At 60.9% G+C, this 14,098-nt stretch carries 10 protein-coding genes; 5 read left to right on the top strand and 5 right to left on the bottom strand.

Going from position 1 to position 14,098, the window contains the following annotated elements; all coding sequences use genetic code 11:
* Positions 1-100 precede the first annotated feature (100 nt).
* Entirely contained in the window at positions 101-2,236 is a 2,136-nt protein-coding gene (malQ, locus tag HRU92_RS15280; RefSeq protein ID WP_172121828.1) for a 4-alpha-glucanotransferase, read from the bottom strand.
* Positions 2,237-2,476: 240 nt separating this feature from the next.
* Between malQ and HRU92_RS15285 the strand changes: the two genes are divergently transcribed.
* Genes HRU92_RS15285 through glgB form a run of 3 tightly spaced genes read left to right on the top strand, consistent with a single transcriptional unit; the run spans position 2,477 to position 8,335 of the window.
* On the top strand, positions 2,477-4,543 hold the full coding sequence (locus HRU92_RS15285; protein ID WP_172121829.1) for an alpha-1,4-glucan--maltose-1-phosphate maltosyltransferase: 2,067 nt from the start codon (positions 2,477-2,479) through the stop codon (positions 4,541-4,543).
* Positions 4,540-6,099: a putative maltokinase gene (locus HRU92_RS15290; RefSeq protein ID WP_172121830.1), complete on the top strand. Its 1,560-nt coding sequence runs from the start codon at positions 4,540-4,542 to the stop codon at positions 6,097-6,099. Before HRU92_RS15285 ends, HRU92_RS15290 begins: the two co-directional genes overlap by 4 nt.
* A 16-nt stretch (positions 6,100-6,115) precedes the next feature.
* Complete coding sequence (glgB, locus tag HRU92_RS15295; protein ID WP_172121831.1) at positions 6,116-8,335, top strand: 1,4-alpha-glucan branching protein GlgB; 2,220 nt, start codon at positions 6,116-6,118, stop codon at positions 8,333-8,335.
* A 13-nt stretch (positions 8,336-8,348) separates the two neighbouring features.
* Here the strand turns inward: glgB and HRU92_RS15300 are convergent, their stop codons facing one another.
* From HRU92_RS15300 to HRU92_RS15315, 4 genes are all read right to left on the bottom strand, one after another.
* Positions 8,349-9,116 (bottom strand): amino acid ABC transporter ATP-binding protein, encoded by a 768-nt coding sequence (locus HRU92_RS15300; protein ID WP_172121832.1) that lies wholly within the window; start codon positions 9,114-9,116, stop codon positions 8,349-8,351.
* A complete protein-coding gene (locus HRU92_RS15305) occupies positions 9,113-9,793 on the bottom strand; it encodes an amino acid ABC transporter permease (protein WP_173088449.1) in 681 nt (226 codons plus the stop codon). Before HRU92_RS15305 ends, HRU92_RS15300 begins: the two co-directional genes overlap by 4 nt.
* A gap of 71 nt (positions 9,794-9,864) precedes the next feature.
* The gene (locus HRU92_RS15310) at positions 9,865-10,596 is read right to left on the bottom strand and encodes an amino acid ABC transporter substrate-binding protein (protein WP_248305378.1); all 732 of its coding nucleotides are present in this window, start codon (positions 10,594-10,596) and stop codon (positions 9,865-9,867) included.
* 311 nt (positions 10,597-10,907) lie between these two features.
* Complete coding sequence (locus tag HRU92_RS15315) at positions 10,908-12,455, bottom strand: ABC transporter substrate-binding protein (RefSeq protein ID WP_172121834.1); 1,548 nt, start codon at positions 12,453-12,455, stop codon at positions 10,908-10,910.
* A 255-nt stretch (positions 12,456-12,710) separates the two neighbouring features.
* On the opposite strand from HRU92_RS15315, the gene HRU92_RS15320 reads away from it, so the two are divergent.
* Positions 12,711-13,112, top strand: coding sequence for a RidA family protein (locus tag HRU92_RS15320; RefSeq protein ID WP_172121835.1), 402 nt, complete (start codon positions 12,711-12,713; stop codon positions 13,110-13,112).
* A 176-nt stretch (positions 13,113-13,288) separates the two neighbouring features.
* Entirely contained in the window at positions 13,289-13,999 is a 711-nt protein-coding gene (locus tag HRU92_RS15325; RefSeq protein WP_172121836.1) for a GntR family transcriptional regulator, read from the top strand.
* The last annotated feature ends 99 nt before the right edge of the window (positions 14,000-14,098 follow it).

The raw sequence follows: 14,098 nt of genomic DNA on the forward strand, positions 1-14,098 counted from the left end.
TTCGCTGGTCGGGCAATGATCTAGTGCGGGTTATGCTGTATGTCGGCTGAGCCTGAACGCTTCGGTCAAGCCGTCGTTGCCTTGATCTGGCAGAAAGCCACTAGCCTACCCTTCTCAGCGGCTCGACAAGGCTCCAGGCATCGGGGTCCTCGGCAAGTTCCTCAATGGTCGTCGCGTACTTTCGCCGCCAGTTAGGGTGCTCGGTGGAGGTGCCGGGCACATTGACCGGGGCGATGTCACCGGCCATGTCATCAAGTTGCGTGACCAGCAGCATCGACTTGGTCATGCCGAGAAACTGGTGAGCTTCACGGGCAAAGAGCTTAGCTGGGACATCAGCTATCTCCGGCGCTGGGCTGAACAATCCAGCCTGCGTGAAGGCCTCGAGGATGTTTAAGCGCTCCCGGTCGCGCCTTTCTTGCTGGCTGCGCGTTTCCTCCTCGGTTCCATAAAGCCCCAAGCTGTCCTTCAAAGTGATGTCGTTCCCTTCCCACCACGCCTCAAGCGTCGGCAGATCGTGACTGCCGGTCACCGCCAGCGCCAGTTCGGGGTATTGGTCCGGCGGCACAAACTTGCCGGTTTGGAAATCCTGCTCAAAAAACAGCACGCGGTAGGACAAGATGTTGGCAGCGGCGAGTTGTTCGCGGAAGCCGGGCGGCACGGTGCCGAGATCTTCCCCGACAACCAGGCATTGCTGCCGCTGGGATTCCAGCGCCAAAACCCCAATCAGATCATCGAGGGGAAAGCTCACATAAGCGCCTTCCGCTGAACTCTTGCCCTCGGGGATGCAATAAAGACGGGCAAGGCCCATCACATGGTCGATTCGCAGGCCGCCGGCATGGGCCATGTTGGAGCGGATCAACTCGGTAAAGCTTTTATAGCCTTCGCTCTTAAGCGCAATTGGATCAAATGGCGGCAGGCCCCAATTCTGCCCGGCGGGATTGAAGATATCGGGCGGAGCGCCCACCAAGGTGCTCTGCAGGAAGGCGGGCGGATTTGCCCAGGTTTCCGCACCGGAGCGATCACATCCCACCGCCAGGTCTCGATAAAGGCCGATAGCCATGCCCTGCCGGCGGGCTTCCTCGGCTGCCCTCGCTAGCTGTTCATCGGCGAGGAACTGGAGATAGATCTGGAAGTCCAATTCAGCCTCGTGCTCGCGTGCGAACTGCATTTGTGCTGGCGAGCCGGCGATCTGCATGTCGGTCGGCCAGTCCTGCCAGCTGGCTTGCGACGGGTTCTCGCTGGCAAAATGTTGTCGCATGACCTGAAACAAGGCTACGCGTTCAAGGCTTTCGCCCTTTTCTGCGCGGAAGGCGCCCATCGCGTTTTTGCGCTCGGCACTGCCTGCTTTCGTGAAGCTCTCAAAGACGAGCTGCAGTGCCTCGAGCTTAAGCGCGGTTACTGCAGTGTAATCGACCAGCTTTGTGGCGCGGCAGTCGCCCAGGCGCCGCTGGAAATCGGCCGATTCCACCAAGGTTTGCGCCGCTTCGGACTGGCCGAACTCAGGCACCGCCAGCACGTCGATATAAAGGGGGTTCAGATAAAGCCGCGTTGCGGGTGAATAAGGGCTTGCAGCTTCAGGATCGTCCAAGAACATCTGGTGCAGGGGGTTGAGCCCGATCACGGCACAACCGCGAGGTCCAGCGACCTTGATCAGCTCTTGCAAGTCTGAAAAATCGCCGATGCCCCAGTTTGCGGCTGAACGCAGCAGATAAAGCTGCACAGCAATACCCCAATAACCCGTCGCCGTTTTTGGGGGCAACCAGCAGCGACCGGGGCTGACGATGAGGTTTGCCTCCGCACTTATTTCTGGAAGTTGCAAGCGGTGGTATCCGAATGGCAGGTCGGGAATGCGCAAGCTGACCTTGCCCTGGCGCGAAGCAGCGAAGGAATCGGCGACGCCGCTGATCTCCTTCCCGTCCTCCAGCACGACTTGCCAAGCGAGCTGGTCAGTGCCGGCCGGGAGCTTGACCTCGAGCGCGCACACGCCGTCTTGCGGCGTTACGACAATGCTGGCGGGGAGGGGGCGTGCGGCGGCTTCGTGATCGAATTGCTCAAGTGCGGTCTGGGCTTCAGCCTCATCGGCGACTGAAACGCCCATGCTCGCGAGCAGAAGCTGAATTGTTGCCGCGGATACCGATATGTGGCGCCCTAGCGCGTCCTCGAATTGCACCCCGATGCCGTAACGCTGTGCGAGTTGTTCCAGCGCAGACCGCGCTTCGTGATGGTCGTTGGACATCGGTTCTCCTCATCGACGTACAGGACGTCGGGCAGCAACAAACTACCTAGCGTCCTCTACGGCTACGGCAATCTGCCAGCGGCGCGTTTGTTCCTCACCGACCACCTGCAGTGGTTAGGTCCGGGTCCACCCGCGGTCAGCGGGTTTTGCCGTAGGCGTCACTAAACTTCTGACAAGAAAGCGAAACTAAACCACAGATTGAAGCATTTGGTCCGCAATCATGCCGGAAGTGGGGACATCATGCTGCTCGACAATAAAAAGGCTAAGCCCAGCAAGGCTCGAGTGGCAACCGCTCAGCCGGTGAGCGCTCCCCGACAGGTGGATGCCGGCGATCAGGAATTGTTCCGGCTGGCTGCCAACCGGGTAGCCATCGAAGGGATCGTGCCCGAGATTGATGGCGGCCGTTTCCCCGCCAAGAGCGTGGTGGGCGAAGAGGTGGTGATCGAGGCTGATATTTTCAGCGATGGTCATGACACGATCGACGCGGCCCTGCTGTATCGCCCGGCGGGAACCGAAGCCTGGTTTGAACAGCCCATGGAGTTCGTCGAGAACGACCGCTGGCGCACGACGATCGCCTTTCCCGAGAACCGGTTGTACGAGTTCACCCTTGCCGGCTGGCGGGACCTTTATGGCAGCTGGCGCAAGGAGATCGCCAAAAAGCACGCTGCGGGCATTGATGTCAGCCTGGAACTTGAGGAGGGGCGTCGCCTGCTCGATGTCGCACAGCGCTCAGACCGGGCCAGCGATGCTGAAAGGCGGGAACTGTCCGGCGTGTTGGTGGCATACACAGCGCTGCAGAACAATCCCGAGCGCCTGGCGCTATTGAGTTCCGATGCTGTGGCCGACGTGATGCAGCGCGCCGCTGCGCGAACCAATTTCAGCCAGTATGAGCGCGTGCTCGAGATCTTCGTTGATCGCAAGGTCGCTGCGTTCGGCGCTTGGTATGAGCTCTTTCCGCGCTCGCAGTCGGGCAGTCCGGACCGGCACGGTACCTTTGACGATGTGATCGCGCGGCTACCCTATATCCGCGATCTGGGCTTTGACGTGCTGTACTTCCCGCCCATCCACCCGATCGGGCAAACCAACAAGAAGGGCAAGAACAATAGCCTGAGTGCGACCGTCGAGGACCCCGGCAGCCCCTATGCCATTGGATCGGCGGATGGCGGTCATGAGGCAATCGAGCCCAAGCTTGGCACGTTCGAGGATTTCGACCGGCTGGTTGCAGCTGCCGCCGAGTATGATCTTGAGATCGCGCTCGATTTCGCCATCCAGTGTTCCCCCGATCACCCCTGGATCAAGTCGCATCCCGAATGGTTCGACTGGCGTCCGGACGGCTCGATCAAATATGCCGAGAACCCGCCCAAGAAGTACGAGGACATCGTCAACGTCCACTTCTATCGCGATGCGATTCCAAGCCTCTGGCATGAGCTGCGCGACATCGTGCTGCTTTGGGTGGATCATGGCGTCCGCATCTTTCGCGTCGACAATCCCCACACCAAGCCCTTCCCGTTCTGGGAATGGCTTATCGCCGAGGTGCGCGCCAAGGATCCAGGCGTCATCTTCCTTTCGGAAGCTTTCACCCGCCCCAAGGTGATGAAGCGGCTGGCCAAGGTCGGCTTCAGCCAGAGCTATTCATATTTCACCTGGCGCAATGTGAAGTGGGAGCTCGAGCAATATCTCACCGAGCTAACCCAGGAGGAGTGCCGCCATTATATGCGGCCCAATTTCTTCACCACCACCCACGACATCAACCCCCGCTATCTGCAGGGAAGCGGCCGGCCGGGTTTCCAGACCCGGCTGATCCTGGGCGCGACGCTGGGGGCCAGCTACGGCGTATATAACGGTTTTGAGATCTGCGAGTCCGAGCCGGTTCCGGGCAAGGAGGAGTATCTCAACTCCGAGAAATACGAGATCCGCGCCTGGGACTTCGACAAGCCTGACAACATCAAATGGGACATTGCCTTCATCAACCGGCTGCGCCGCGAGCACAAGGCGCTCCAGGAGTTTACGAGCCTGGCTTTCTATAACGCCTGGAACGACAACATCCTGTGTTACGGCAAGCGCACCGCCGACCGTTCGGACTTCCTGCTGTTCCATGTGTGCCTTGACCCGCACAACCAGCAGGGCGCCGATTTCGAGTTGCCGCTATGGGAATTCGGCCTTCCCGACGATGCCTCGATCGAGGTCGAGGACATGGTAACGGGGCATCACTTCACCTGGCACGGCAAGTACCAGCACATCCATCTTGATCCATTCTACAAGCCATACGCCATCTGGCGTCTGATCGCGCCGGGGGCACCGCGATGAACGCCCCGACAGCGCCGATGGCTTCGCCCATTCCCACGCTCTTTTCCCCCGATGGGCAACTGGTTTCGGCCATCACCGGCGAGGGCAAGACACAGCTTGAATCCGTGACCCTGCCGGCATTCCTGCCGTTCCAGCGTTGGTTCGGCGCCAAGGATAGCACGATCACTGGCGTCAGCCTTTCCCCGCTGGGGGAACTCGAGCCCGGCGCTCACGCCCTGGTTGCCGCCGATGTTGCCGTCGGGGGAGAAACGCAGCGCTACCTGCTGCCGCTTTCAGCAGTGTGGAGCGATTTGGGCCGGGGTAGTGCCGGCTCGGCCGCACCCCCGGTGCTCGCTAATATCAACAGCGACTCCAGGTCCGGTGTGCTGATCGATGGTGCGCTTGACGGCGGCTTTGCCAAGGCATTGCTGCAAGCCTTACGCGAGCAGAACATCATGAGCACGGCAACTGGGGAGGTCGTGTTTTCCGCAAGCGAAACCTTACAGGCCAGCGGCGATGTCGGCGAGCCACGGCCGCTCGGCGCGGAGCAAAGCAATGTTTCGATCGCGTTTGGTAACACCATCATCCTCAAGCTCTACCGCCGGTTGCGCTCGGGTGAGCAGCCCGATGTTGAAGTGGCGCGGTTCCTGACCGCTGTCGGACAGTTTGCCAATACGCCTGAATTCCTGGGCGAAATCCAACATCGTCCGACTTCGGGTGAGGCAACGACGCTCGCCGCCGTGTTCGCCTATGTCCCCAACCAGGGTGACGCCTGGGCGGCGGTAACCAATGCCTTGACCGAGAGCCTGTTGGACGGCGCGGCTGACGACGGCAACTGGATCGGCGCTATCCTGGGGCAGCGCACGGCGGAAATGCACAAAGCCTTCGCCGTGGATACAAACGAGGCCGATTTCCGTGTCGAGCAGTTGGCCGGATCTGACATTACCGGTTGGGCCGCCGAAGCGGTCGCCGAAGCACACGATCTTCTCGACCGTCTCGAGCAGAACCTGCCCAGCCTCCCGGGCGCGGCCCGCGCGATAGCCGAGGAGATTCTCAGCAAGCGCGAACTGCTGATCGAGCGCATCGAGGCTGGCTCAGAGATGGCACCCTCGGGTGGGCGCTCGCGCATTCACGGCGATTACCATCTCGGCCAGGTCCTGGTGACCGGGCGCGACGTGATGATCATCGATTTTGAAGGCGAGCCCAAGCGCAGCCTGCCCGAGCGCCGGGCAAAGTCATCCCCCCTGCGTGATGTCGCCGGCATGCTGCGCTCGTTCCATTACGCCGCCTGGACTGCCCTCAGCCGCTACCAAGCCGAAACGGGCAGCCTGCCTGATGGGGTGCGGACACGGGTCGAGGATTGGCGCCGCGGCATCAGCGCTGACTTCGTCGCGGCATACGAAACCAGCGTGGCTGGTGCCTCGAGCTTTCCGCCCGACCCAGCCCTGGCCAAGGCTTTGACTGAAATGTTCCTGCTGCAAAAGGCTATCTACGAGGTTGGCTACGAGTTGGCGAACCGGCCCGCCTGGGTGGAAATTCCCCTCAGTGGCATCCAAGACCTCCTGAGTGAAGGCTGAACCCGTGGACAATCCGATGAACCAAGACACTGCGCGGCCGTCAGCCTATCCTGGCGATGTCGAAGCGATCGTGCGGGGGCGGCATGGTAATCCCTTTGCCACGCTGGGCATGCAGGGAGGCGATAGCGAGCCCCTTGCCGTCAATGTCTTTGCCCCCCAGGCCGGGCAAGTTGAGGTGGTGGATAGCGCTACTGGCGAGAAGGTCGCCAAGCTCGAACGCATCCACCCTGAAGGGTTCTTTTCGGGGTTCATCGCGGACCGCAACGAACGCTTTGCTTATCGGCTTGCCATGTCGGCCGGCGAATTTGCCTGGGAAGCCGAAGACCCCTATCGCTTCCCGCCCATCCTGGGTGAGATGGACGAATACCTGCTGGGCGAAGGGCGCCATTTCCGCCTCTACGAAAGACTGGGGGCCCATCCAACAGTTCTGGAAGGGATAGACGGGGTTGCCTTCGCCGTTTGGGCGCCCAATGCCTCGCGCGTCAGCGTCGTGGGTGAGTTCAACGCCTGGGACGGGCGACGCCACCCCATGCGCAAGCGCATCGGCGTCGGAATCTGGGAACTGTTTATCCCGGGTCTGGAGAAGGGCGCCGTCTACAAATACGAGATCATCGGTGCTCATGGCGAGCGGCTGCCGCTCAAGGCCGACCCGCTGTCCTTTTACCAGGAGCATCCACCCGCGACTGCTTCGGTCGTGCACGGCCTGCCCGAACATGACTGGCAGGACGGCGAGTGGATGGGCAACCGCGCGGGGCGTCAGGATTTATCGGCCCCGATGTCGATCTACGAGATGCATCTGGGCTCCTGGCGAACGGGAGGGGACGGCGAGGCGCTCGACTACGACGCCATTGCCGACCAGCTCGCTGACTACCTGACCGATATGGGCTTTACCCATGTTGAACTGATGCCGGTCACCGAGCATCCATTTGGCGGATCCTGGGGGTACCAACCTGTGGGCCTGTTCGCCCCCACGAGCCGCTTTGGCACGCCGGAAGGTTTTGCGCGCTTCGTGGACCGTTTGCATGCGGCCGGCATTGGCGTCTTGATGGATTGGGTACCCGCACATTTCCCGTCCGACGCCCATGGCCTCGTCCGGTTCGACGGCACCGCGCTTTACGAGCATGAAGATCCCCGGCTGGGCTTTCATCGCGACTGGAATACGCTGATCTACAATTTCGGCCGCAACGAGGTGGCCAATTTCCTTGAGGCCAGTGCTTTGTTCTGGCTCGACCGCTACCATATCGATGGTCTGCGCGTGGATGCGGTCGCATCCATGCTTTACCTCGATTATTCCCGCGAGGCGGGCGAATGGATTCCCAACAAGTTCGGCGGAAACGAAAATCTCGAAGCCATCGCCTTTCTCAAGGAAACCAATACCCGCGCCTATGAGCTCAACCCGGGCTCGCAGACCATTGCCGAGGAATCCACCGCTTTTCCCAAGGTCAGCCGCCCCATTTATGACGGGGGCCTCGGCTTTGGCTACAAATGGAACATGGGGTGGATGCACGATACGCTCCACTATATGCAGCTCGATCCCATCTATCGCCGGCATCACCAGGGTGAGATGACCTTCGGGCTGCACTACGCCTATACCGAGAACTTCGTGCTGCCGTTGAGCCACGACGAGGTCGTTTACGGCAAGGGGTCACTCCTGGGCAAAATGCCGGGCGACCGCTGGCAGAAATTTGCCAATCTGCGCGCCTATCTTGCCTTTATGTGGACCCACCCGGGCAAGAAGCTCCTGTTCATGGGCGGCGAGTTCGGCCAGGAGCGGGAGTGGAACCACGATCAGTCGCTCGACTGGCATCTGCTCGAAGATCCCATGCACAAGGGCGTGCAGTCGCTGGTGCGGGACCTCAATCATACCTATCGCAACCATCCGGCGCTGCACCAGCTCGATGCCGACCCCGAGGGGTTTGAATGGATCGACGCCAGCGATGCCGAGGGCAGCGTCTTTATCTATCTGCGCAAGGGGCGCGATGGGGTGCCGCCGGTGGTCATTGCCTGCAACATGACGCCGGCAGTGCGCTCCGATTATCGGGTGGGGGTGCCGCAAGGTGGAAGCTGGGGCGAGATTTTGAACTCGGATTCAGAAGTCTATGGCGGCTCCAATGTCGGCAATGGCGGCCATATCAATGCTGAAGACGTCAGCTGGCACGGCCGGCCGGCATCCCTGCGGCTCACCTTGCCGCCGCTCGCCGCCATTCTGCTGACGCCGAACGATCCGCCGGCATAAGAGCCGGCGGGAGTCACACCATCTGGATGGGGGCAGCCTGCGCCGTCAGCGTTGAGACAAAGCGCTTGGTCCGTTCAGAGGCGGGACTGCCGAACACCTGTTGCGCCAGGCCTGCCTCGACGACCTCCCCGGCCTCGATGAACACCACATTGGAGGCTATGGTGGCGGCAAGGCGCAGGTCATGGGTGGCCATCAGCATGGTCGTGCCTTCCCGCGCCAACTGAGCCAGGACCTCCACGACCTCGCCTGCCAGCTGCGGATCGAGCGCGGAAGTGGGCTCGTCGCACAACAAGACCTTCGGGGTGGGCGCAAGGGCACGGGCAATGGCAACGCGTTGCTGCTGCCCGCCCGATAGGCTGGACGGCCAAGCATCTGCCTTTGAAGCCATGCCAACTTTTTCGAGCAGTTCGAGACCGCGCTGACGCGCCTGGTCGGGGGGCCATTTCAGCACGGTCAGCAGTCCCTCCATCACATTTCCCAGCGCGGTAAAATGGGGAAACAGCTGGAAGTTCTGGAACACCATGCCGGTCTTGCGCCGCAGCGCCAGGACGGCTTTGCGTTCCACCTTGATCCCAGGCCCAAAATGGATGACGGCATCATCGATGCGGACATCGCCCGCTTGCGGCATTTCCAGCAGATTGACGCAGCGCAACAATGTGCTCTTGCCACTGCCCGACGGGCCGATCAGCGCTGTAACGCTGCCTTCGGGGACGGCCACGCTGACGCCCTTGAGCACCTCAGCATCGCCAAAGCTCTTGTGGATGTTTTCGAGCGTGATCACGCGCCAGCCTCGATGAAACCGCCATAGCGGGAAAAGCTTCGCTCCACTCTGGCCTGCAGGCTCGACAATACCGAGCTGACAACAAGATAGATCAGGGCCACCTCAACATAAAGAATGAGCGGCTCGTAGCTAGTCGCGACGATGCGCTGGCCGGCGCGGAACAGCTCGGGCACGGTGATGGCGGCCGCCAGCGATGTGTCCTTCACCAGCGAGATAAAGGTGTTGGACAGCGGGGGAATGGCTACCCGCGTTGCCTGGGGCAGGATGGCGCGGCGCATGGCCTGGGGCCAGGTCATGCCGATCGAATAGGCGGCTTCCCACTGCCCCTTGGGCACCGACAGCAGGACGGCCCGGATGATCTCGGACGTATAGGCGCCGACATTGAGGGTGAAGCCGATCAACGCGGCGGGAAACGCATCAAGCACGATGCCGATGCTGGGCAAGCCGTAAAAAATCAGGAACAGCTGCACCAGCAACGGCGTGCCGCGGATGATCCACACATAGAATTTGACCAGTGCGACCACCGGGCGCGGCCCGAACAGCCGGGCGATGGCGGCAAGAAAACCCAGGCTCAGGCCCAAGATAAACGACAGCAGCGTCAGCGGGATGGTGAACAGCAGGCATGCCCAAAGCAGCGAGGGCAGGGAGTCCAGCATCAAGGAAAGCCAGGGCGGCATCGCGGGGTTTCCGTCAACAAAAAAGGACCGGCCGAACCGGGCCGATCCTTTCACACAATATCGGAGAAAGTTTACTGGGAAACGTCTTCGCCGAAATACTTCTGGGAAATTTCGGCATAGGTGCCGTCGGCCTTGATCTCCTCCAGTGCCGCATTGATGGCGGCCAGCAGTTCGGGCCGGTTCTTGGCCAGCAGCACGCCAGAGAAATCGGCATCTTCGGCCTCGGCGACGATCTTCACTTCGGCATCGGGCTGCTGCTTCTTGAAGTCGTAAAAGGAAAGGCTATCATTGATGGTGGCATCGGCACGGCCCTGGGTCACGAGCGCGATCGACTGGTCGAACCCTTCGGTGGGCACCAGCTCAGCGCCATATTGCTGCGCCAGCTTACCGAAATTGCTGGTCAGCGTCTGGGCCGAGCGCTTGCCGGAGAGATCCTCGAAGCTCGTGATGTCGGTATTGTCCTCGCGCACAACCAGCACGGCCTTGGAGGCGATATAGGGCTCGGAGAAGTCGTATTTGGCCTGCCGTTCGGCATTGATGCCGACCTGGTTGATGACAACGTCATAGCGATTGGCGTCGATGCCGGCGATGAGGCCGTCCCAGGGACCTTCCACAAATTGCGGCTCGACCCCAATATGCTCGGCGATGGCCCGGCCGATCTCGACATCAAAGCCCACCAGTTCCCCGCTCGCGTCATGGAAGGTGAAGGGGGCATAGGTGCCTTCGGTGCCGATGCGCAGCGCACCCGCCTGCTTGACCGCATCGAGGTCCGTCTGCGCCCATACCGGCGTGGCCACCGCCATCAAACCGACAGCAACAAGCACTTTAGCGAGCTTCATCTTCTTCTCCTGGCTGGCCGGTTCCTGTTGAGGCCCGGATTTGGTGAGGCAAACTGCGCCCAAGCCCGCCCGGTTTCAACTAGTTGAATGGATGTTTTCTTCCCGAAGCCACGCAGAGTGCTCCCATGCTCCGCTTGGCTCCATGGCTGGTTTTTTGGTGTTCCAGCTGGCGGCTGAAGAACAATTATGTGCCCCGCTGGCGATACTCGGGGGTGTGAAGCGGGCAAGTCAGTTTGTTCGCCCCTGACGCCCGCTTCGGCTCCTAAGCGAAGAGCTTACTTGAGGCTGGCAGTCCAGACATCGAGAGCCTCGTCTCGACGCGGCTGCCAGTCGATGCGATTGGACACGCCATAGAAGTCAGGCTGGAAGTACATAAAGATCCAAGGCGCATCGTCATGGAAGATCTTGAGCATCTCGTCGACGATGCGACGTTCCTCGACCGGGTCACGTAGACCCGACAGGCTGTCCCAACGTGTTTGCCACTCCTGGTTGAACCAGTTGCCGGTATTGACCGGAGCATCGCGCGAGGGGAAAAGCGACATGTCGTAGATGGCACTCCAGGTTGCGCCGCCCTGACCAATGAAGAACATGGGACCCGCGCGGTGCTCGCGCGCCATGGGCGAGAATATCGTCATGTCCATCAGGTCATTGGTGGTTTCGACACCTACATCGCTGAGATACTGCGCCAGAGCCTGCTGCACCTGGCCATCCTGCAGATAGCGACCCTGCGGGCCCTGCATCTGGACGGTGAAGCGCACTCCATCCTCGCCACGCGGATAGCCGGCGGCATCGAGCATGGCTTCGGCTTGGTCGGGGTCATAGGGATAGGGCTCGACCTGAGGATTGCCCAGATTGGCCGGCCCATTGGCCCGCACGCAATCGGTGCTGAGCAATTGCTTGCAGATGGTGGGAACATCCACCGCCATGTTGAGCGCGCGGCGCACTTCCACCTTCTTGAAGGCTTCCCCTACGGGGGTGCCATCGAAAGCGCCCGAGAAATTGAAGCCCGCGAACATGCGGCGGGTGCCGGCCACCGAGACCACCTGCGCCTGGCCTGAATTGTTGACGGTTTCCATCTGGTCAGGCGGGATGTTGACCGCGATGTCGACCTGTCCGGCCAGGAGCTCGGCGGTGCGGGTGCTGGATTCGGGAATGACGCGGAACACCACGTTTTCAAACGGCACTTCACTCAGGGTCCAGTTTTCGTTGCGGGTGAGCACGACGCGGTCGGCGCGCACCCATTCCACGAGCTTGTAGGGACCTGAGGCGACGGGGGAACCGGCCGCTTCCTCCACGCTCATTTTCTCGTAGCTGTCCTTGCAGTGAATTAGGATGCGGGCAGCCATGCCGGGTACGGTTGAGGAGTAGCCCTTGACCTGCAACACGGCAGTGGTCGCGTCTTCGGCGCGCGCACCCACATAGCCGATCGAGGAATAAACAAAGCCGGGCGTATGGCCGATGAACTTGTTGGCCGGATCAGCCGCGCGGGTAAAGGAATAGGCCACGTCCTCGGCGTCAAGCGTTTCCCCGTCCTCGCATTTGAGGCCTGGTCGGATCTTGAAGCTGAGTTCATTGCCCGCTTCGTTCCACTCATAGCTTTCTGCTAAATTAGGTACGATCTCACCTTCGCGGGTGATGCTGAGCAATGTGCCCCATAGCGCCGTGGCCACATTGAGCGAGGCCGATTGGTTGAGCATGTCGGGCTCAAGCGATTCCACATCGACGGACTGTGCGACCACCAGGGTATCGGGGTCTTGCTGAGCAAAGGCAGGCAGGCAAGTCGCAGCCAAGGCGAGGGCGCATAGGCTAACCGTTTTACGCATGCAAAGTCCTTTCAGAGGAGGAGGAGAGGCGTTCCTTTAGCTTGGATACTTGCTGAGCATGCCAGCAGGCAGGATCTGCATAATTGTAGACTGTATTACAAGATATAGATATACAGAGGGCGCCATTGCCTTGCTGTCAAGGGAGGCAGGAGTGCTCGAATGCGGAAATTGTCGGCAAATGAGCACGCGGCGCAGCGCTCCCCAGCACCGATGACCCGGACGGGCATAACAAGTTAAGCAACGGAGAGCCTGCCCATGAGCCATGCCATCACCTTGTCCAGCCCGCCCGATGTGTTCCCCGCCGCCAGCTACGAGCATGTCTCGATCGCAGGCGACTTTGCCTTCGTAGCCGGCCAGGTAGCTCGGGACGAAGCCGGGCAATGGGTCGGCATTGGCGATGCGGGCGCACAGGCAGCGCAGGTATACCGCAATATCGGACGCATCCTCGCCCATATCGGCGCGACCCCGCGTGACGTGGTCAAGATCATGGTGTTTCTCACGGACCGGGCTGACGCACCCGCAGTTACCGCCGAGCGCAAGAAGTTCTTTGGCGAGCATCGTCCACCCCATAGCGGTATCATCATCGGCGGCCTGGGCTCGCCCGAAGTAAAGGTGGAAGTCGAGGTCATCGTCTACCTGCCCAAGGCTAGTTCATAAGCTACGGCACCTTCTGGAGGGCTTGGGGAATCGTCCGATGCCTGACAAACTTGTGTCAGCGCGGCACAATGTTGTAGGAGCGCTAACCCTATCGCGCGGAATGCAGCCTCTGGTGCTGCTGCAAAACTCGTGCATGGACTAGTTTCCCGAAACAGCACCGACTGCGGAGAATGAGCGTGCACGGCGATACAGTCCGGCTGGACCTCCCCCAGCCCAAGCGCATTTCACTCTCGGAAAGCGTCGCCGACACCATTGCCGAGGCCATCGCCACGCGGATCATTTCGCCCGGTGAGCGGATCGTGGAAACTACGCTGGTGGAAAAGCTCGGCGTCAGCCGCGTGCCCATCCGCGAAGCCCTCAAGGTCCTGCATGCTCAGGGGATCATCAGCGGTGGCGGGCATCGCGGCTATCGCGTTGCCGCGTTCGGCGCTGATGTGACGCAGCAGATCATGGAAGTTCGCCTGAGCCTCGAAAGCTTCATGCTGCGCGACGCCATTGATAACTGGCGGCAGGGCAAGGGGAGCCCCGCCGATCTGGAGCCCTGCATCGAGCAGATGCGCGCCTCAGCCAAGGCGGGGAGTCTGCGCAATTCCCTCATCGCCGATCTCGAGTTCCACCGGGTGATCCGTCAGGCAGCCGATAACCCCATCGTTGGCACGCTCTGGGACACCATCGCGCGCCATGTGCTGATCGTCTTCAACTTCGAGCGCTTCCGCGATGAAGACCTGGATGCGATTCCCAAGCAGCACGAAGAGTTTCTCGCCTGGATCAAGGCCGAGGTTGCCAAGCCTGACACCGCCTTTGTCCAAATCCAGACTGCACTCGAAAACCACATGCTGCTCATTGCCCGCACCAAGCGGCAGGCTGCCGTCTCCATCTCTCGCTGAGCCTAGCGCCCCCGAAGTCTGCTGGAGCCGGCGTTTGCCCTGTTGCTAGATTGTATACTGTATGACAAGGTCGGTGGTGTCGGCGCTCGCCGATGCGAT

It is taken from the genome of Devosia sp. 1635 (assembly GCF_013185955.1).
Lineage (GTDB): Bacteria > Pseudomonadota > Alphaproteobacteria > Rhizobiales > Devosiaceae > Devosia.